19 protein-coding genes are annotated in these 17976 nt (G+C 50.2%); 2 read left to right on the top strand and 17 right to left on the bottom strand.

Annotation, left to right across the window (positions count from 1 at the left end; translation table 11 throughout):
• Positions 1-16: 16 nt before the first annotated feature.
• The 10 genes from sigH to FS806_RS12080 form a co-directional block, all read right to left on the bottom strand.
• Positions 17-664, bottom strand: coding sequence for an RNA polymerase sporulation sigma factor SigH (gene sigH / locus FS806_RS12125; RefSeq protein ID WP_144936470.1), 648 nt, complete (start codon positions 662-664; stop codon positions 17-19).
• A gap of 127 nt (positions 665-791) precedes the next feature.
• Positions 792-1307 (bottom strand): NYN domain-containing protein, encoded by a 516-nt coding sequence (locus FS806_RS12120; protein ID WP_144936467.1) that lies wholly within the window; start codon positions 1305-1307, stop codon positions 792-794.
• Positions 1308-1311: 4 nt separating this feature from the next.
• Positions 1312-2061 carry a 23S rRNA (guanosine(2251)-2'-O)-methyltransferase RlmB gene (gene rlmB, locus FS806_RS12115; protein WP_144936464.1) on the bottom strand — a complete coding sequence of 250 codons (750 nt, stop codon included), beginning with the start codon at positions 2059-2061 and terminating at the stop codon, positions 1312-1314.
• A gap of 1 nt (position 2062) precedes the next feature.
• Positions 2063-2521, bottom strand: a complete 459-nt coding sequence (locus tag FS806_RS12110) for a Mini-ribonuclease 3 (protein ID WP_186328341.1) — start codon at positions 2519-2521, stop codon at positions 2063-2065.
• An 8-nt stretch (positions 2522-2529) separates the two neighbouring features.
• A complete protein-coding gene (gene cysS, locus FS806_RS12105; RefSeq protein ID WP_144936458.1) occupies positions 2530-3924 on the bottom strand; it encodes a cysteine--tRNA ligase in 1395 nt (464 codons plus the stop codon).
• 2 nt (positions 3925-3926) lie between these two features.
• Positions 3927-4574 carry a serine O-acetyltransferase EpsC gene (gene epsC, locus FS806_RS12100; protein ID WP_144936647.1) on the bottom strand — a complete coding sequence of 216 codons (648 nt, stop codon included), beginning with the start codon at positions 4572-4574 and terminating at the stop codon, positions 3927-3929.
• A 391-nt stretch (positions 4575-4965) separates the two neighbouring features.
• Positions 4966-6423 carry a glutamate--tRNA ligase gene (gene gltX, locus FS806_RS12095; protein ID WP_144936455.1) on the bottom strand — a complete coding sequence of 486 codons (1458 nt, stop codon included), beginning with the start codon at positions 6421-6423 and terminating at the stop codon, positions 4966-4968.
• A 49-nt stretch (positions 6424-6472) separates the two neighbouring features.
• On the bottom strand, positions 6473-6955 hold the full coding sequence (gene ispF / locus FS806_RS12090) for a 2-C-methyl-D-erythritol 2,4-cyclodiphosphate synthase (protein ID WP_144936452.1): 483 nt from the start codon (positions 6953-6955) through the stop codon (positions 6473-6475).
• Positions 6952-7656, bottom strand: a complete 705-nt coding sequence (gene ispD / locus FS806_RS12085) for a 2-C-methyl-D-erythritol 4-phosphate cytidylyltransferase (RefSeq protein WP_144936449.1) — start codon at positions 7654-7656, stop codon at positions 6952-6954. Before ispD ends, ispF begins: the two co-directional genes overlap by 4 nt.
• A gap of 40 nt (positions 7657-7696) precedes the next feature.
• The gene (locus FS806_RS12080; protein ID WP_144936446.1) at positions 7697-8785 is read right to left on the bottom strand and encodes a PIN/TRAM domain-containing protein; all 1089 of its coding nucleotides are present in this window, start codon (positions 8783-8785) and stop codon (positions 7697-7699) included.
• Between the two features lie 175 nt (positions 8786-8960).
• Here FS806_RS12080 and FS806_RS12075 point away from each other — a divergent pair, with 175 nt between their 5' ends.
• Positions 8961-9356 (top strand): nucleoside triphosphate pyrophosphohydrolase family protein, encoded by a 396-nt coding sequence (locus FS806_RS12075; RefSeq protein WP_144936443.1) that lies wholly within the window; start codon positions 8961-8963, stop codon positions 9354-9356.
• A 110-nt stretch (positions 9357-9466) separates the two neighbouring features.
• Here the strand turns inward: FS806_RS12075 and pssA are convergent, their stop codons facing one another.
• From pssA to FS806_RS12040, 7 genes are all read right to left on the bottom strand, one after another.
• Positions 9467-10141, bottom strand: a complete 675-nt coding sequence (gene pssA, locus FS806_RS12070; RefSeq protein ID WP_144936440.1) for a CDP-diacylglycerol--serine O-phosphatidyltransferase — start codon at positions 10139-10141, stop codon at positions 9467-9469.
• Positions 10142-10191: 50 nt separating this feature from the next.
• Positions 10192-11271 (bottom strand): DNA integrity scanning diadenylate cyclase DisA, encoded by a 1080-nt coding sequence (gene disA / locus FS806_RS12065; protein WP_144936437.1) that lies wholly within the window; start codon positions 11269-11271, stop codon positions 10192-10194.
• A gap of 29 nt (positions 11272-11300) precedes the next feature.
• Entirely contained in the window at positions 11301-12668 is a 1368-nt protein-coding gene (gene radA / locus FS806_RS12060) for a DNA repair protein RadA (protein ID WP_144936434.1), read from the bottom strand.
• A gap of 217 nt (positions 12669-12885) precedes the next feature.
• Complete coding sequence (gene clpC, locus FS806_RS12055) at positions 12886-15333, bottom strand: ATP-dependent protease ATP-binding subunit ClpC (protein WP_144936432.1); 2448 nt, start codon at positions 15331-15333, stop codon at positions 12886-12888.
• Between the two features lie 50 nt (positions 15334-15383).
• Positions 15384-16442, bottom strand: coding sequence for a protein-arginine kinase McsB (gene mcsB, locus FS806_RS12050; RefSeq protein ID WP_144936429.1), 1059 nt, complete (start codon positions 16440-16442; stop codon positions 15384-15386).
• A gap of 19 nt (positions 16443-16461) precedes the next feature.
• The gene (gene mcsA / locus FS806_RS12045; protein WP_144936426.1) at positions 16462-16980 is read right to left on the bottom strand and encodes a protein-arginine kinase activator protein McsA; all 519 of its coding nucleotides are present in this window, start codon (positions 16978-16980) and stop codon (positions 16462-16464) included.
• Between the two features lie 102 nt (positions 16981-17082).
• Positions 17083-17544 carry a CtsR family transcriptional regulator gene (locus tag FS806_RS12040; protein ID WP_144936423.1) on the bottom strand — a complete coding sequence of 154 codons (462 nt, stop codon included), beginning with the start codon at positions 17542-17544 and terminating at the stop codon, positions 17083-17085.
• A 168-nt stretch (positions 17545-17712) separates the two neighbouring features.
• Between FS806_RS12040 and FS806_RS26170 the strand changes: the two genes are divergently transcribed.
• The coding region (locus tag FS806_RS26170; protein ID WP_222126655.1) for a hypothetical protein at positions 17713-17976 on the top strand (264 nt) is incomplete at its 3' end.

Genomic DNA, 17976 nt, shown 5'->3' with positions numbered 1-17976 from the left:
GCTAGAAAGCTATTCGTTACATATTGTCCCTGACTTCCAGGTATTTCTCCAGCTTGCGCTTTACCCGTTGAAGAGCGTTATCGATAGATTTCACATGGCGATCCAGATCTACCGCGATCTCCTGATAGGAGCGTCCGTCCAGATAGAGCATCAGCACCCTGCGCTCCAGCTCGCTCAGAATTTCACTCATCTTATCTTCCAGTCCGAAGAATTCCTCCTGATTGATGATCAGTTCCTCCGGATCGGTTACTCTGGAACCGCAAATAACGTCCAGCAGCGTCCGGTCGGAATCTTCGTCATAGATAGGCTTGTCCAACGAAACATAAGAATTAAGCGGAATGTGCTTCTGACGTGTGGCGGTTTTGATCGCGGTAATAATTTGGCGGGTAATGCATAATTCTGCAAACGCTTTAAACGAGGCCAGCTTGTCTCCCCGGAAATCGCGAATCGCCTTGTATAATCCGATCATGCCTTCCTGAACAATGTCTTCACGGTCAGCGCCAATCAAAAAGTAAGAGCGGGCCTTCGCCCGTACAAAATTTTTGTACTTGTTGATCAAATATTCCAGTGCGCCACTGTTGCCATCACGAACCGCTTCGACGTTGTCCTCGTCGCTTTTGAGCTCATAGATATCGCTTCTCAAATCATTGAGGTCAACATTCACGAACAATCCCTCCGGCCTGGCCAATTCGGCAATCTCTCTAAACAGAGATAGGTTAAGTATACATTAGGGCCTAATGACCGTCAATGAGAAAAAGCCGTTATTATGGACTTTTCCCGGGGATGACGCGCTAAGAATCCCCTCTCCTCCATTTTTCGAACAGCTGTTTCATCTCAGGAGTCAGGACCGCATCGAAGGAATTCCGCTTGCCCCGCTCCGTCTTCTCCAGCTCCCGGCCGATGTCCTGCTGGCTCTGTCTGACCTTCACCAGCAGCTCCCTGGCGGAAATTCTTAGCGCCCCTTTGCCGAAAATAACATGCTGCTCCACCATATCCGAGGTGGCAACATAAATCCTGTTTCTTCTCCCTATCAGGTCGTTGACCAGCCTTTCGATCAGCTCATCAGCGGTCTCTTTTTCTTTCGTATAGAAGATTTTCAGCCGTCTCTGTTCGGTCTTCACCGCCAAGCCGGGAACACGATGGGCGTCAAAAACGATATATACCCGGATTCCCGAATAAGCCTGGTAATCGGCCAGAATATCAATCAGACGGTCGCGAGCCTCCACCAATTGAATGTCTTTCAGCTTCTGCAGCTCGGGCCAGGCCCCGATAATATTATATCCGTCTACAATCAAGTATTCGTTCATAGCGTCAACCGGAGGATAATTGGCCGATTCTCTGACGCAGCGCTTCATACATGAGCACGGATGCCGCTACCGAGGCGTTCAAGGAAGAGATACTGCCCAACATCGGCAGTTTGATCAGAAAGTCGCAATGCTCTCTTACCAACCTTCCAATCCCTTTGCTCTCATTCCCAATGACGATGGCCAGCGGCATGGTCAAATCCGCCTCGAACACCGTCTGTTCCGCGGAGCCGTCCGCACCGGCGACCCAGACTCCCCGCTCTTTTAACTCTTCGATCGTCTGGACCAGGTTGGTCACTTTGGCGACCGGAACATATTCAACGGCCCCCGCCGATATTTTGGACACCGTGGCGGTCAGTCCGACGGCCCGGCGCTTGGGGATGATGATCCCATGCACACCGGTACAATCCGCCGTTCTCAGGATGGCTCCCAAATTATGCGGATCTTCAATTTCGTCCAGAATAACGATCAATGGCGCCTGCCCCTTGCGTGCCGCAAGGTCCAAGATATCATCCACACTGGCATAGTCATACGCCGCAATCTGTGCAACAACCCCCTGATTCTGCACGTTAGGTACCAATTGATCCAGCTTGCGCCTGGCGGCGGTTTGCACGAGTATGCCATTGGCCTTGGCTTCCGCCATTATCGGGTGTACGTAGTGCTTCTGGGCATTGTCGGCAATCCATATTTTATGAATGGTCCGGCCGGAACGGATCGCCTCCAGCACCGAGTGCTTCCCCGCAATATATTCCTCCAAGCTAATCCCTCCTTCTGTCATGCTGCAGCTCGTCTGTCGAAGGGGACTCGCCGCCCTCCATGCCCAAGCTTAGATTAATGAGCTGAGAGAGCCTGTCCTCTCTGCCAAGACAATATAAGTATCCAACGAGACATTCCAGCGCCGTACTGTGACGATAGACAAGAATATCCGTATTTTTGGGGGACGTGCCCGATTTCGCATTGCGTCCCCGGCGGACGACATCGGCTTCTTCCTCCGTCAGCACAGGCTGCCATCGCTCCAGCGCCAGAGCTTGGGCCTTCGCCGACACATATCGGGTCGCCTGCTTATGAAGCTGATTCGGGCGGAAATTGGCGCGTGATGCAAGATGCTGACGAACCGCCAGCTCATAGACGGCGTCACCGATATACGCCAGAACCAGCGGGTTCATCAGTTTGGGATCGGCCCCCCCGCGGTATTGGAACAATGAATGTTTGGTCATAGAATCACTCATTTCCGGCGCCAGCGAATTCCTTGAGGTGTATCCTCGAGAATGATGCCCTTCTCCGTCAGCAAATCCCGAATTTCATCGGCCCGGGACCAATTTTTCGCCGCTCTCGCTTCCGTCCGCTCTTGAATAAGCTGCTCGATTTCGTCATCCAGCAGTTCTTCCTGCCTTTCTTGAACGATCCCGAGGATTTGATTCATCTCTGCAAACCGCTGCTTGACCAGCTCCAGAGATGCTAGAGTTACTTGTTCCTTCTGAAGATACCGGTTTGTCTCCGTAACAAGGTCGAACATAACGGTTATAGCGTCTGCCGTATTGAAATCGTCATTCATCTTCTCGACAAAATCGGCATGTGCCTTCTTGACCGCCTCGGCTATCGTTTCGTCAACCTCTCCCTCCGAGGCATCCTTAAGACGGTAGTCGAGATTAGCCAGGCAATTTTCAATCCGCTCCAACCCTGCGGCAGCCTGCCGAATAGTGTCCTCGCTGTAATTCAACGGGTGGCGGTAATGCGTGGCCAGCATGAAGAAGCGGATCACCTGCGGCCGGACAGTTTGCAAAATTTCCCGAACATTCAGGCCGTTGCCGAGTGATTTCGACATTTTCTCATTATTGATGTTCAAGTAGCCATTATGCATCCAATAGTTGGCAAGGGGCTTGCCGTGAAGTGCCTCGGATTGGGCCACCTCGCATTCATGATGCGGAAACTGCAGGTCCTGACCGCCTCCATGGATGTCGATCGTTTCCCCCAAATATTTTCTGGCCATGGCGGAGCATTCGATATGCCATCCCGGACGCCCGTCGCCCCAAGGGCTGGGCCAGGAAATCTCGCCAGGCTTGGCCTGCTTCCATAACACGAAATCTTTAGGGTCTTCCTTCCTCTCATCCACTTCCACCCGAATACCGGATTGCAGCTCCTCGATATTCTGGTGAGACACTTTTCCGTATTCCGGGAAACGGTGTACGCGGAAATAAACATCTCCCCCGCTCTCATAAGCGAAGCCCTGCTCTACCAACTCGGAAATAAAGGAGATAATTTCCGGAATGTTTTCGGTCACTCGCGGGTGCAGCGCTTCTTCCACTCCTAGAGCTTTCGCATCCTCGATGAAGGCTTCTATAAATTTATCCGCCACTTCCGGTACGGTGGAGCCGGTTTCTGCCGCTCTACGGATCAGTTTATCGTCAACATCGGTAAAATTGCTGACATACTGAACATCGTATCCAAGATAAGCCAAATATCGTCGAACGGTGTCGAATACGATCAGCGGGCGGGCATTGCCTATATGGATATAATCATACACCGTCGGACCGCAAACATACATTGTCACTTTGCCGGGGCTCAACGGAACGAAAGTTTCCTTCGCTCTGGTCAATGTATTATAGATTTTCAATCCCATTGTCAGGCTCCTCCATTCATTCTCTTCTGTTCTTCCAATTGTTCCCGCAGCTCCTCAATTTGCCGCTGCAGCTGCTTGCAGGTATCGATCACCGGATCGGGGAGATTGCCGTGATCCAGCCGGTTGACACGCACTCCGTCGCGCTTGACGACCTTGCCCGGAATTCCGACTACCGTACAATTCGGGGGCACTTCGGACAGCACAACGGCATTCGCACCGATGATCGAGTAGTCGCCGACCGTAAAAGAGCCGAGAACCTTGGCTCCGGAAGAGACGACAACATGATTGCCGATGGTCGGATGACGCTTTCCTTTTTCCTTGCCTGTTCCTCCAAGGGTGACTCCCTGATAAAGGATAACATCGTCCCCTATCTCACAGGTTTCCCCGATGACAACCCCCATTCCATGGTCGATAAACAAGCGCCGGCCAATTTTCGCCCCGGGGTGGATCTCGATCCCGGTCATAAATCTAGAAAATTGAGAGATCATCCGGGCCGGCATAAACCATTTCCGCCTATAAAACCAATGGGCTATTCTATGAAACCAGACGGCGTGAAGGCCGGAATAGGTCAGCACCACTTCCAACACACTGCGCGCAGCCGGGTCGTTATCGAATACCGCTTGAATATCCGAGCGGATCGTACGAAACAAAGGAGTCACCTTCTTCCTCAATTCGACAATAATAATGTCGCCGCAATCCCCATGAAACAAAAAAACTCTGCAGCGCCAAGGCTGCAGAGGCGTAAGATCACGCGGTTCCACTCTGCTTGGGCCCATTGACTCCGGCCATCGTACGGCTTCCGGCTTAGGACCCATCTTTCCGGTTTGGTATCGGGCACCACCCGGCACCATCTACCCTGCGCCAAAGGCAGCTCAATGGTGCTGTTCACAGGCGCATTTCCATAGGGAAGGGATGGACATCTTACAGCCGGCCCTCTACGGGCACCGGATGTCCTCTCTGGCAATCCCATTCCAAATGTACTCTCCTGATCAACACATTCACTTATATAAACTATAGTTCAGTATACCAAAAGGTTCCGAATTACGACAATAGCTTCTGCAAACGGTCCAAGACCTTATCCCGTCCAATTAAGTAGATGGTTTGATTCAGATCCGGCCCGTGCATCTGTCCGGTCAGGGCGACACGAATCGACATAAATAGCTGTTTCCCTTTGTAGCCCGTCTCCTTCTGCACCTGTTTCAGCATGGCTTTAACGGAATCCGGAGAGAATTCCTCGGCATTTCTTACCTGTTCAGCGAAGCCGGCCAAAACGACAGGCACATGCTCCTCCGCAAGCAATTCTTTAGCCTCGCCCTCATATTCCAGATGCTCCCGGAAGAACAGATCGGACAGTTCTACAATCTCTGCAGCATATCTCATCTGCTCCTGATACAGGCCGATGAGCTGAGAGGCCCACTCCTTCTCCGAATCGTTCAACGTCTCGGGCAGCTTGCCGGCTTTCTGAAGGTGCGGCAGCGTCAGTTCGACAATCCGCTCTTTGTCGGCTTTTTTGAAATAATGATTGTTCATCCAGTTTAATTTATCCATATCGAAGACGGCCGGACTCTTGGAGATTCGGTCCAGGCTGAACTGTTCAATCAACTGCTCCATGGAGAAAATCTCCTCTTCGCCGCCTGGGGACCAGCCGAGCAGGGTGATGAAATTAACGACTGCCTCCGGCAAATAGCCCAAATCTCTATATTGCTCGATAAACTGAATGATCGATTCGTCGCGCTTGCTCATCTTCTTGCGGTCCTGATTCAGGATGAGCGCAAGATGGGCGAAGCTCGGCGGCTCCCATCCCAATGCTCTGTAGAGCATGATTTGGCGCGGTGTATTGGACAGATGCTCTTCGCCGCGAATGACATGAGTAATGTTCATTAAGTGATCATCAAGCACTACGGCAAAGTTATACATCGGAATTCCGTCAGGACGAACAATGATGAAGTCGCCGATCCCGTTGGTCTCGAATTCGACCGTTCCGCGCACTTCATCTTCGAAGCGGATGACTTCATTCTCCGGAACCCGGAAACGAAGGGTAGGCTTCCTGCCTTCCGCACGATATTTCTCGGCCTGTTCTTCGGTCAGATGGCGGCATTTGCCCGAGTATCGCGGCATCTCACCGCGGGCCTCCTGGGCAGCCCGCTCCTGCTCCAGCTCCTCCTCAGTGCAGTAACAGTGATAAATCTTCTTATCCGCCAGCAATTGGTCGATATAAGGACGATACAGCGGCAGACGCTCCATCTGCCGGTAAGGCCCGTAATCGCCCCCGAGATCGACGCTCTCATCCCAGTCCATACCAAGCCAGCGCAGACCATTCAACTGGTTCTCCACCCCGGACTCGATATGGCGGGTCTGGTCCGTATCCTCGAACCGGATAATGAACCGTCCTTGCTTGCTGCGGGCGTATAGATAATTGAATAAAGCGGTTCTGGCGCCGCCGATGTGCAGATGACCGGTCGGGCTAGGCGCATAGCGAACACGAACATTAGCAGACATTGAAGTTAACCCCTCTCATCGAATCAGAACATAAAATATTTATGAGCTATCATAGCATATCTTTAACCAGGCAAACAACAGATTGTGCAGCTATTCCTTCCCCTCTTCCGGTGAAGCCAAGCTGCTCGGTCGTAGTGGCTTTGACATTAACCTGTTCCTCATCCGCTTCCAGCGCCTCGGCAATAATCTTGACCATTTGCGGAATATAAGGTGCCATCTTGGGCTTCTGAGCGATCAATGTGGCGTCCACGTTGCCGAGTCTATAGCCTCTCTCCTTCACTAGTGCCCAGACATCCTTCAGCAGCTTCAAGCTGTCCGCATCCTTGTAGGCCTCATCCGTGTCCGGAAAGTGCCTGCCAATATCGCCTAACGCCAGTGCCCCGAGGACCGCGTCGGTAATGGCGTGAAGCAGCACATCCGCGTCTGAATGCCCCAGCAGCCCTTTCTCATATGGAATGTCTACTCCCCCAATAATGCATTTGCGTCCGGCGACCAGCTGATGAACGTCGAAGCCATGTCCAACCCGAATCATGATTGCATCTCCCCTCTTCCCGATTGTATGAACCATTCCGCCCACCCCATATCTTCGGGTGTCGTAATTTTAATATTGGTATAGCTGCCTTCCACTACATGTACGGAATGCCCCGCCCGCTCCATTAACATGGCGTCGTCCGTGCCGACGAAACCGGCGGCGGCGGCCTGCTCATGAGCCTGAATCAGTGCAGACAGACGAAAAGCTTGCGGGGTCTGAATCGCCCACAAGCTTCGCCGATCCGGCGTCGATTCTATCGCTCCGTCCGCTCCGACCACTTTGATCGTATCCTTCACCGGAACAGCCAGAACAGCGGCTCCCGTCTCCCTGGCTTTGGCCAGGCATCGCAGGATATCCTGCCGGGACACGAATGGGCGGACCGCATCATGCACCAGCACCCACTCGACCGCCTCGGGCATTGCGCGGAGCCCCCGGAGGACCGAATGCTGCCGTTCAGTTCCCCCCGTGACGATCCGCTTGACCTTAGTCACCCCGTAATGGTCGACATAATCCCGACACCTTTCCAGGTCGGCTTGTCCAACTACAAGAACGATTGAATCAATCTCTTCTATTTGTTGAAAAGTCTGCAGCGTATGAACCAATACCGGTTTATCGCCCAGCTTCAAGTATTGCTTGCTCTCGGCGGTTCCCATTCGGGAACCCGTACCTGCCGCGACAATGATGACTCCTTGCTTGCCCATAGCTTCCCCCGCGCCCTGTTTTTCTCTCTATCATAACGCTTTATTGAGCTTTTTCCAACAATTTTGGCTTCGCAAAGATCATCCGCCCCGCAGAAGTCTGCAGAACGCTGGTCACCATCACTTCCATCGTCATTCCGATATATTCTCTGCCGCCTTCCACAACAATCATCGTTCCGTCATCCAGGTAAGCGACGCCTTGACCGAATTCCTTGCCATCCTTGATGATTTGGATCATAATTTCTTCTCCCGGCAGCACAACAGGCTTAACCGCATTAGCCAAATCGTTAATATTGAGGACAGATACACCCTGGAGCTCGCATACTTTGTTCAGATTGAAGTCATTTGTAATCACTTTCCCCCTCAGCAGCTTGGCCAGCCGGACCAGTTTGCTGTCGACCTCCGAAATATCCTCGAAGTCCCCCTCATAAATAAGCACTTTCACTTCCAGCTCTTTCTGAATCTTGTTCAAAATGTCCAATCCCCTGCGCCCGCGATTCCTCTTCAGCAGGTCGGAAGAATCGGCAATATGCTGCAGTTCCTCCAGCACGAATTCGGGAATGACAAGAATTCCTTCAATAAAGCCGGTTTTACAAATGTCCGCTATCCTTCCGTCAATAATGACACTGGTATCTAAAATTTTATGTTCTTCCATCACCTGTTCTTCCGCAGCGGGGCCTTGACTAGAACGTATCTTGGAAAATAGAGAGGCGAACTCTTCAGTCTGCGAACTCCCCCAACGAAACCCGCCGATTCCCAGCAACAATGTGACTGCGATCGGCAGAACGCTTCCTCCACCGGCGGTCATTCGATTCAGGGCAGGGAACAGCAGAACGGCAATGATCAACCCGACGATCATTCCGGCAATGCCGGTTAACAGCTCGGTAAGGGGCATTTGCTGAGATTCACCCTCTCGCTGAAGAAGCCTCCTTCCCCCCCATCTAAGCAGTACGGCCAAGACATAACCGGCCGCTGCCCCCAAGCCAACCAACCAATACACCTGACCTTTAAGCTGTGCTTGACCCGTCAGGGACTCCAACCATGGAAGCGAGCCTTCACCCAAGTACAGATTCCATTGGAATCCCATAATACCACCGATGATTGCCGCCACAATTCCTATCCATAATTTCATTACTGCTTCACCTCCGAATATAATGAATTCTCTTTCTAGTAGTAATTATGTTCCAATTCATTCCACCCTAAACCTTTGGTTTTCGAGTTCTCTCACCCTTATTCTCAAATTGAAAACCAATCCTCCAATAAGCTATAATGATTTCCAAACACTAAACTTGATTGAGGTGGATGGAATGAACTCGCTCGATTTGAAGCAGTTCCAGGAACAAGTCTCCGAATTGTTGCTCCGACACCGAAGTTTGCTTGATGTTTTATCTAAATGCCAGCAATCTAACGCCGCAGTGCACCGCTCCGTCGTGAAAGCCGTAACCGAATGCGGGTGCATTGAGGTCAATGCCAAGAAACAGCAATACTCGGCCGAGATGTCTCTGAAGGACGCCAGTCAAACTCTGGATACTCACATTGCAGGACAGCTATGCGAAAATTGTCTGGAGGTTATTAGCGCAGAACTGGGGAAGAATTTGTTTTACACGGCTTCCCTGTGCAATTTGCTTCAAATCGATTTGCAGGAAATCGTCTCAGACGAATCCAAGAAATGCTCGACTCTCGGTTTTTTTAATCTATCGTAATATTTCCACTTATCGATCGGAATTTTCGAAGAGAAATAAAAAAAGCATTTATTTCCTGAGTTTCAGAAAATAAATGCTTTTTATTTTCGATATTTACTTGTCGCCGCCAGCTAGCGTCTTTTCCTGAAGCTTTGAAGCGTCCCATATAAAGCGTACAGTACAAGCGGGACGAATATAAGCTTGGATAACGGTCCGGGATAAGCAAAGGCTATTGCCGTAGCGGCAATAACGATCAAGGGTGCTAACCAAATGATCGGCTTCGGAACATTCACTTTCTTAAAGCTGGGGTATTTGATATTGCTGACCATTAAATAGGACAGAAGTACCGTACAAGCTACCAAAATATAAGGGTGAATTTCCTGATGGAACAAAGCCAGTGTACACAGAATTCCTCCGGCCGCAGGAATCGGCAGGCCGATGAAGTACCCCGGAATTCCCTCCACCACATTGAATCGGGCCAACCTCAATGCTCCGCAAATAGGGAACAGCGCTGTTGTGATCCAGGCAGTAGGAGGATTCAAGCCGGAGAAAGCAACCACATACATAATAAAAGCGGGAGCTACCCCGAATGAAATGACATCTGATAACGAATCTAGTTCTTTGCCGAATTCGCTCTGAGCATTTAATGCCCTGGCGACTCTGCCGTCCAAACCATCCATAAGCATAGCAATAATAACCATAACAGCCGCGAGGCTTGGCTTATCGGTATAAACTAGAATAATGGCGATAATTCCCAGGAAAAGGTTCAACACCGTAAAGACACTGGGAAGGGATTTTTTAATCATTCCTTGACCACCTTTAGAATAGTCACCTAATCTTAAACATTTTACGGGAATTAAATATGTCTGTCAACAAACAACTGGCCTTGAATTCGTTTCAGACCTTCCTTGATCGCCCGGGCTCTCACTTCTCCAATTCCGTCTACTTCATCTAATTGCTCCGTCGTCGCGGTCAAAATGTGGGAAAAACTTTCGAACTGTTCTACCAAATTGGTAATAATGGGGGAAGGAAGTCTAGGAATTTTATGAAGCACCCGGAACCCTCGGGGCTGCACCTGTTCTTCCAATGTCGTGTTAGTAATGCTGTAGCCGAGAATGCGGGCAAGATGCTGGTGATCGAGCAATTCTTCGCTGGTCAGCTTACGCAGAGCCGTGCGGATGTCTCTTACCTTCTCTTCGCTCAAATCTTTGCAATAATCCCTGATCAGAAGCGTCGATTCCTGTTCGGTATAAGCTACCAGTTCCTCGAGCTGCATGCGAATCAGCCGCCCCTCCGTTCCCAGCTCGTTGATATATTTCTTGATTTCTTCTTTGACCTTGAGTACCATCCCCACTCTTTGAAATACGTTGGTCACGTCATAAAGTGTCACCATTTCCTCAAATTCGGATGCTCCCAAGTTTATAATCGCCTGATCCAGCACCGCTTTGTACTTCTCCAACGTTTGAATAGCCTGGTTGGCCTTCGTCAGGATCACGCCGATATCTTTAAGCGAATATCGCATATTCCCTTGGTAGAGTGTGATGACACGCCTGCGCTGGGAGATGGAAACGACCAGTTTGCCGGTTTGCTTGGCTACCCTTTCTGCCGTCCGATGCCTGATCCCCGTCTCCGTCGATGGAATGGAGGAATCGGGAATCAACTGCGTGTTGGCATATAAAATTCTTTTTAAATCTTCACTGAGAATAATAGCCCCATCCATCTTGGCCAGTTCATAAAGAAAATTCGGGGAGAAATCGCAATTGATCGAAAAGCCTCCGTCTACAATTTCCATAACCTCGGGACTATATCCAACAACAATTAATGCTCCTGTATTGGCACGCAGCACATTCTCCAATCCATCGCGAAAAGAGGTGCCGGGCGCCACCAATTGCAGAAGCTGATTCATCACATCCCGGTTTGTATCATCCTTACCCATGTTAGCCCCCCTAGTCACTATTGATCCTTCTATCGCATAGCCGCTGCCAAAGCTTCCGAGACGGTCGTTACTCCAACGATATCCATTTGACTTGGAGGTGTCCAGCCCTTCAGACTTTTTTCCGGCATGATGACTCTCTTAAATCCAAGCTTCTGAGCTTCCTTCACCCGTTGATCGATGCGTGAAACCCCTCTGACCTCTCCGGTCAGGCCGATCTCCCCGAACACGACTACGTCCGGTTCCACGGGATAATCGCGGAAGCTCGAGGCAATGCTGACGGCCGCCGCCAGATCGACAGCCGGCTCATCCAGCTTTACGCCTCCCGCTACATTCAAATAAACGTCCTGACTCTGCAGAACCAGTCCTATTCTCTTCTCCAATACCGCAATAATGAGCGATAGCCGGTTATGGTCAAAGCCGGCCGACATTCTTCGAGGCGACGGAAAATTGGTAGAGGCAACGAGCGCCTGAAGCTCCACAAGCACGGGACGGGTCCCCTCCATGCTTGCCGCAACGGCAGAGCCGGAAGCCCCCACCGGCCGCTCGGACAGAAATAACTCTGATGGATTATTCACTTCCGTTAATCCGCCTTCAGACATCTCGAAGATGCCGATTTCGTTGGTCGAACCGAACCGGTTCTTCACTGCCCTGAGAAGTCTGTACGTATGATGGCGTTCCCCTTCAAAATACAACACACAATCGACCATATGTTCGAGAAGTCGCGGTCCGGCAATCGCTCCCTCTTTGGTCACATGGCCTACAAGAACAGTCGCTATTCCTTTGACCTTAGCTATACGCATAAAGTGCGCAGTGCATTCGCGTACCTGAGCGACACTGCCAGGCGCTGAGGAAATAGCCGGGTGATAAACCGTCTGAATGGAGTCCATGACTAGAAAATCAGGCTTAACCTCATCAATGGCGGCCTGAATATGTTCGAAGTTAGTTTCGCAGAGAACGTACAGATCGGGAGAAGCGGCTGCAAGCCGGTCCGCTCTTAGCTTGGTTTGGCGGGCCGACTCCTCTCCGGATATATATAGCACGCGAAGCTTGTTGGCGGTTAAGGCGAAGGAAGTCTGAAGCAGTAAGGTAGACTTTCCTATCCCCGGGTCTCCGCCTACCAAAATAAGAGATCCCGGAACAATCCCTCCTCCAAGCACACGATTCAGTTCCCGGTTGTTGGTGTCTATCCGCGGTTCCCTTGTACTTTCTATATCTATGATTGGAACGGGCTTTTCTTTCGTCTGGAGCAGAGAAGAACCGATTCCCTGTGTTTTAATAACCGTCTCTATCTCTTCCACCATGCTGTTCCAGGCTTGGCATCCGGGGCATTTGCCCAGCCATTTGGCCGATTCGTAACCGCATTCCTGACAGCAAAATTTCGTCTTTTGTTTAGCCATTGGAGCCTTCTCCTATCTTCAAAAAAACACACATTCTATCAAAGTTTACCATGTCCTGCAATGTCCTTCAACGGTGTTCCCCTGTCCGTTGCTTATTCCTTCTTTAAATCATCGAAAAAAAGCCTCACTAACGGCTCATAGGCCGATTAGTGAGGCGTTTGGGAAAATGCAAACTTGAGCATCGCGGGTAACTCATTAGCCTATGTCGAAAGCGTCCTTATTCCGATGCCACGCCTGCAGGCTTCGATCGGGTTACGATCAGTTCCCCGTCTTTTTCATCTATAGATACGGTATCTCCCTTGGAGATGTTGCCTTTCAGCAATTCCTCCGAGAGACGATCCTCAATATGCTTCTGGATGGCACGGCGCAACGGTCTTGCTCCATAAGCCGGATCGTAGCCTTCGTTAGCCAGGAATTCTTTCGCCCCATCGGTCAGAACGAAGTCGACTTCCTGCTCCTTCAGTCGCTTCCGCAGTTCATCCGACATCAGGGTAACAATTTGCGCAATGTGCTCCTTATCCAGAGAGTGGAATACAATAATTTCGTCGATCCGGTTGAGGAATTCCGGACGGAAGCTTTTCTTCAGCTCGGACATCACTTTGTCCTTCATATTATTGTAATCCTTGTCGTTGTCCCGGCTAACGGTAAATCCGAGGGAAGTGTTTTTCTTAATCATTTCCGCACCGACGTTCGAGGTCATAATGATCAAGGTATTGCGGAAATCGACTGTCCGTCCCTTGGAATCGGTCAACCGGCCGTCTTCCAGCACCTGCAGCAGAATGTTGAATACTTCTGGATGTGCCTTTTCAATCTCATCGAGCAGTACAACGGAGTAAGGCTTACGGCGTACTTTCTCGGTGAGCTGTCCGCCTTCATCATACCCGACATATCCCGGAGGAGCTCCGACCAGACGGGAGGTCGAGTGCTTCTCCATATACTCCGACATATCGATGCGTATGACGGCATTCTCATCGCCGAATAGAGATTCGGCAAGCGCCCTTGCCAGCTCTGTCTTTCCGACCCCGGTCGGTCCCAGGAAGATGAAGGAGCCCATCGGTCTCTTCGGGTCCTTCAGCCCTGCACGGGCTCTGCGAATGGCCCGGCTGACCGCCTTGACCGCTTCGGATTGGCCGATGACACGCGAATGAAGAATGTCTTCCATTCGGAGCAGACGCTCCGTCTCTTCTTCCTTCAGTTTGCTTACCGGAATCCCTGTCCAACTGGCGACAACCTGGGCGATATCCTCCGGAGTGACTTCAGAATCGGTTCTGCCTTGCTTCTCTTTCCAGTCGTTCTTGGTAATTTCCAGCTCTTCCCGCAGCTTCTGCTCGGTATCGCGCAGCGCAGCGGCTTTCTCGAACTCTTGGCTTTGAACCGCGGAGTCCTTCTCCTTGCGGATATTCTCCAGCTTGCTCTCCAGCTCCTTCAGATTCGGCGGTACCGTATAAGAGCGGAGCCTTACTTTAGAACCGGCTTCATCAATGAGATCGATCGCCTTATCCGGCAGGAAACGATCCGTGATGTACCGGTCAGACAATTTCACCGCGGCTTCAATGGATTCATTGGGGATCTTCACGCGATGATGCGCCTCGTACCGGTCTCTCAACCCGTGTAAAATTTGAATCGCTTCTTCAGGAGAAGGCTGATCCACCGTAATAGGTTGGAAACGTCTTTCCAATGCGGCGTCTTTCTCGATATATTTGCGGTATTCATCTAGCGTCGTCGCCCCGATGCATTGCAATTCACCCCGGGCCAGAGACGGCTTTAGAATATTCGAAGCATCGATGGCTCCCTCGGCTCCTCCCGCACCAATTAAAGTGTGGAGCTCGTCAATAAACAGAATGATGTTGCCGGCTTGACGGATTTCGTCCATTATTTTCTTAAGACGATCCTCAAATTCTCCCCGGTATTTCGTCCCTGCCACGACCGATCCCATATCCAGGGTCATCACTCTTTTGTCACGCAGTGTCTCCGGAATTTCGTTGTTGATTATTTTCTGTGCCAGACCTTCGGCGATGGCGGTCTTACCAACCCCCGGTTCCCCGATCAGAACGGGATTGTTCTTGGTCCGGCGGCTCAGCACCTGGATGACGCGCTCAATTTCTTTATTCCGGCCGATAACAGGGTCCAGATTACCTTCTTTGGCAATAGCAGTCAGATCTCTGGCCAGACTATCCAACGTTGGCGTGTTGACATTTGCCGGAGTACCATGATTGGACGAAACCACCTCGCTGCTCCCCAGAAGCTGCAGAACTTGCTGACGGGCTTTATTCAGAGAGATTCCCAGGTTGTTAAGAACTCTGGCGGCTACCCCTTCTCCTTCACGGATTAATCCAAGCAGAATATGCTCTGTGCCCACATAAGTATGTCCCAGCTTGCGAGCCTCGTCCATGGACAGCTCGATCACTTTCTTCGCCCGCGGTGTATAAGCGAAATTAGTAGGCTGCTCCTGCCCGCGTCCAATTAACGATTCCACCTCATCCTGAATTTTCTCCAGGCCCAGACCCAGGGCTACAAGGGCTTTGGCAGCTATGCCTTCCCCTTCACGAATAAGCCCCAACAGAATGTGCTCCGTGCCGATATTGTTGTGCCCCAGCCGGACGGCTTCTTCTTGCGCCAAGGCCAGAACCTTCTGTGCACGTTCCGTAAATCTGCCAAACATCATATCCTACACCTCCAGATAATTTCTAATGCTATTGAAGAAACAGTTGAACATCACGCTTGGTTAAAACGCTCTCTGATCAATTGGGCTCTGCGGATATCCCTTTCCTCCGGCGAAAGCTTCTGTCCGGCATATTGCTGCAGAAATCCGGGTTGAGTCATGACCATCAGCTCGTTTAATACCCGGGCCGACAGTTGTTTAATGATCCCCAGATCAATGCCCAACCGGACATCGGACAAGCGTTGTGCAGCTTCTTTGGAATCCATGATGATGGCGTGGGACAAGATGCCATAGGAGCGGTTCACCCTGTCGCTTAAACGGTGTCTGGATTCCTCCATCAACCTTACTCTGGCAGCCCGCTCATGCTCGATAATCTGCCGAACCACACTGTACAAATTATCTATAATTTCCTCTTCGCTCTGTCCCAATGTTATTTGATTCGAGATTTGAAACAGATTTCCTGTTGCCTCGCTGCCTTCTCCATATAGCCCTCTTACAGCCAACCCTACCTGGGTAATCGCCGACAGAATGCGGTTGATCTGCTGAGTAAGGACGAGGGCAGGCAGATGAATCATAACGGACGCTCTGATCCCCGTTCCGACATTGGTAGGGCAGCTGGTTAAATATCCTCTCTTCTCATCATAGGCGTAATCCAGCTGGCTTTCGAAAATATCGTCCAATTGATTGGCCAGGTCCCAAGCCTCTTTAATCTGAAATCCGGAACAAAGAACCTGGATGCGCAGGTGATCCTCTTCGTTGACCATTATGCTGATCGACTCATTTTTACTCAGAATTACGGCACCGTTACGCGATTCATTCGCCAAGCTCGGACTGATTAGATGCTTTTCGACCAGAACCCTCTTTTCCAAATCGTTCAGGTCAGCCAGATGCATCGTATCCAGTTCACTAATTTCGGTCAGCCCTTCATTGGACAGAACTGCCGTTATTTTCTCCATGACTTCTCTGGATTGTTGGTTGGTGGCCAGCATCGGAAAAGGAAACGAGCGCAAATTGCGGGCAATCCGGATACGGCTGCTAATCACGATATCGGAATCCGGTCCGTTGTCTTTCATCCATTCGCTTAAAGCTTCGCTTGTGTAACGCCCAGGCATGCGATTTCCTCCTCGTTTCTTAAAATTCAGCCATTCGTCTTTCCAAATCCCGAATTTTATCCCGGATTCTGGCCGCTTGCTCGAATTCTTCAAACTCAATCTTCTTGGACAGCTCTTGCTTCAAATTTTCAATTTCCCGCTTATACTTAATAATTCCTCCCGATCTTTTGGGAACTTTACCCACGTGCGAAGTGTTGCCATGCACTCTTTTGAACAAAGGATCGAGGCGTTCCGAAAAATACCGGTAGCAGGAACTGCAGCCAAATCTCCCGAGCTTGCTGAACTGGGAATAGGTTAACCCGCATTCCTCGCAGCGTATGGATTGCGGTTTATTGCCTAGCGAGCTGTGGGAGGACGGATCGAAATCAAGCAGACCGGAAAGCAGGTTATGGATGGAAAAGCCGTTAGGTGTTCCGGGAATCATCTCCCCTTTTTCCCTGGCGCAGGCTTCACAAAGATGAAATTCTGTTTTTTCCGCGTTGACAATTTTGGTAAAATGAAGTGTCGCCGGTCTTTTACCGCATTCTTGGCAATTCATAGCTCAACCCTCCTGTACGCTTCCCTGATTAAATGTATATGAGAAGCAAGTGAAGTATAGCGACTTATCTTTGCTTCGCAGCTCATGGACAGCCAAACGCATTTATTTGCTTAACAAGGCTAACAGCATAGACCTCAATATTTTAGCCCGTATTTCATCCCTCAATGGCAGTTTAACCATTAATACATCTCGTGAAATGGCCGCTTTTATTAATTTGGCTTCCCTGCGGGAAATATATCCCCCTTCTTCCAACTGGTAAACAAGACCTTCGGAAGTGGTCTGGTCAATGGAATCAATAACGGTTCGCAAAATATGGTCCAAAACCGGGCCTTGCGTTCCTAACGGCACCTTCTGAATACGAATGTATCCCCCTCCGCCGCGTTTGCTCTGGACAATATATCCTTTCTCCAACGTAAATCGTGTACTGATTACATAATTAATTTGCGAAGGGACACAATCAAATCGTTCAGCGAGTTCGTTTCGCTGGATTTCAATGACGCCGTTCGGACTTTGCATCATGATTTGCTTTAGATACTGTTCGATGATTTCCGAGGCGTTGCGCATTGCTTCCATCCCTCACTTCTGACATAATAAGCATTCTTAAATATATTTTGTTAAGCTTCATACAGGTCAAACTGACTTTGACTATCTTTGACCTTAAACTTATTATAGCATGTTTTTATCATTTGCCAATAGTTTTTGTGCAAATCATTCAGTAGATGTTATTTATTTTTGGCTTGTGATGTTCGTTTTATTCAAAACTTTGGCAGTTTGAGCCAGTTTGTAGTGTCAATTCTTCGGTTAAGCGGCGGTGAAAAGCAAAATAAAAAAAGCCCTGCCGGCAATATACCCGCAAGGCTTGGCTCTCATAAAAAATTCCGCATACTCTCCTTCGGGAGAGATTACGTTAAATTCAGGCAAAAAAAGCCGCTTGGCAACGTCCTTCCGCACCGGCTGAGACTGCTTCTCGATTCACTTCGAGGTCGGCATCGGAAT

This window comes from Paenibacillus sp. 32O-W, assembly GCF_007679495.1.
GTDB lineage: Bacteria > Bacillota > Bacilli > Paenibacillales > NBRC-103111 > Paenibacillus_L > Paenibacillus_L residui.
Note: the sequence above shows the minus strand (reverse complement) of the source record. Positions and strands in the feature narration are given on the sequence as shown.

Excerpts from the sequence above, each read along its gene's own strand:
- FS806_RS12120 (WP_144936467.1), bottom strand. The coding sequence starts at position 1,307 with ATGAACGAATACTTGATTGTAGACGGATATAATATTATCGGGGCCTGG.
- FS806_RS12110 (WP_186328341.1), bottom strand. The coding sequence starts at position 2,521 with ATGACCAAACATTCATTGTTCCAATACCGCGGGGGGGCCGATCCCAAA.
- cysS (WP_144936458.1), bottom strand. The coding sequence starts at position 3,924 with ATGGGATTGAAAATCTATAATACATTGACCAGAGCGAAGGAAACTTTC.
- gltX (WP_144936455.1), bottom strand. The coding sequence starts at position 6,423 with ATGTCTGCTAATGTTCGTGTTCGCTATGCGCCTAGCCCGACCGGTCAT.
- ispF (WP_144936452.1), bottom strand. The coding sequence starts at position 6,955 with ATGATTCGGGTTGGACATGGCTTCGACGTTCATCAGCTGGTCGCCGGA.
- ispD (WP_144936449.1), bottom strand. The coding sequence starts at position 7,656 with ATGGGCAAGCAAGGAGTCATCATTGTCGCGGCAGGTACGGGTTCCCGA.
- FS806_RS12080 (WP_144936446.1), bottom strand. The coding sequence starts at position 8,785 with ATGAAATTATGGATAGGAATTGTGGCGGCAATCATCGGTGGTATTATG.
- FS806_RS12075 (WP_144936443.1), top strand. The coding sequence starts at position 8,961 with ATGAACTCGCTCGATTTGAAGCAGTTCCAGGAACAAGTCTCCGAATTG.
- pssA (WP_144936440.1), bottom strand. The coding sequence starts at position 10,141 with ATGATTAAAAAATCCCTTCCCAGTGTCTTTACGGTGTTGAACCTTTTC.
- disA (WP_144936437.1), bottom strand. The coding sequence starts at position 11,271 with ATGGGTAAGGATGATACAAACCGGGATGTGATGAATCAGCTTCTGCAA.
- radA (WP_144936434.1), bottom strand. The coding sequence starts at position 12,668 with ATGGCTAAACAAAAGACGAAATTTTGCTGTCAGGAATGCGGTTACGAA.
- clpC (WP_144936432.1), bottom strand. The coding sequence starts at position 15,333 with ATGATGTTTGGCAGATTTACGGAACGTGCACAGAAGGTTCTGGCCTTG.
- mcsB (WP_144936429.1), bottom strand. The coding sequence starts at position 16,442 with ATGCCTGGGCGTTACACAAGCGAAGCTTTAAGCGAATGGATGAAAGAC.
- mcsA (WP_144936426.1), bottom strand. The coding sequence starts at position 16,980 with ATGAATTGCCAAGAATGCGGTAAAAGACCGGCGACACTTCATTTTACC.
- FS806_RS12040 (WP_144936423.1), bottom strand. The coding sequence starts at position 17,544 with ATGCGCAACGCCTCGGAAATCATCGAACAGTATCTAAAGCAAATCATG.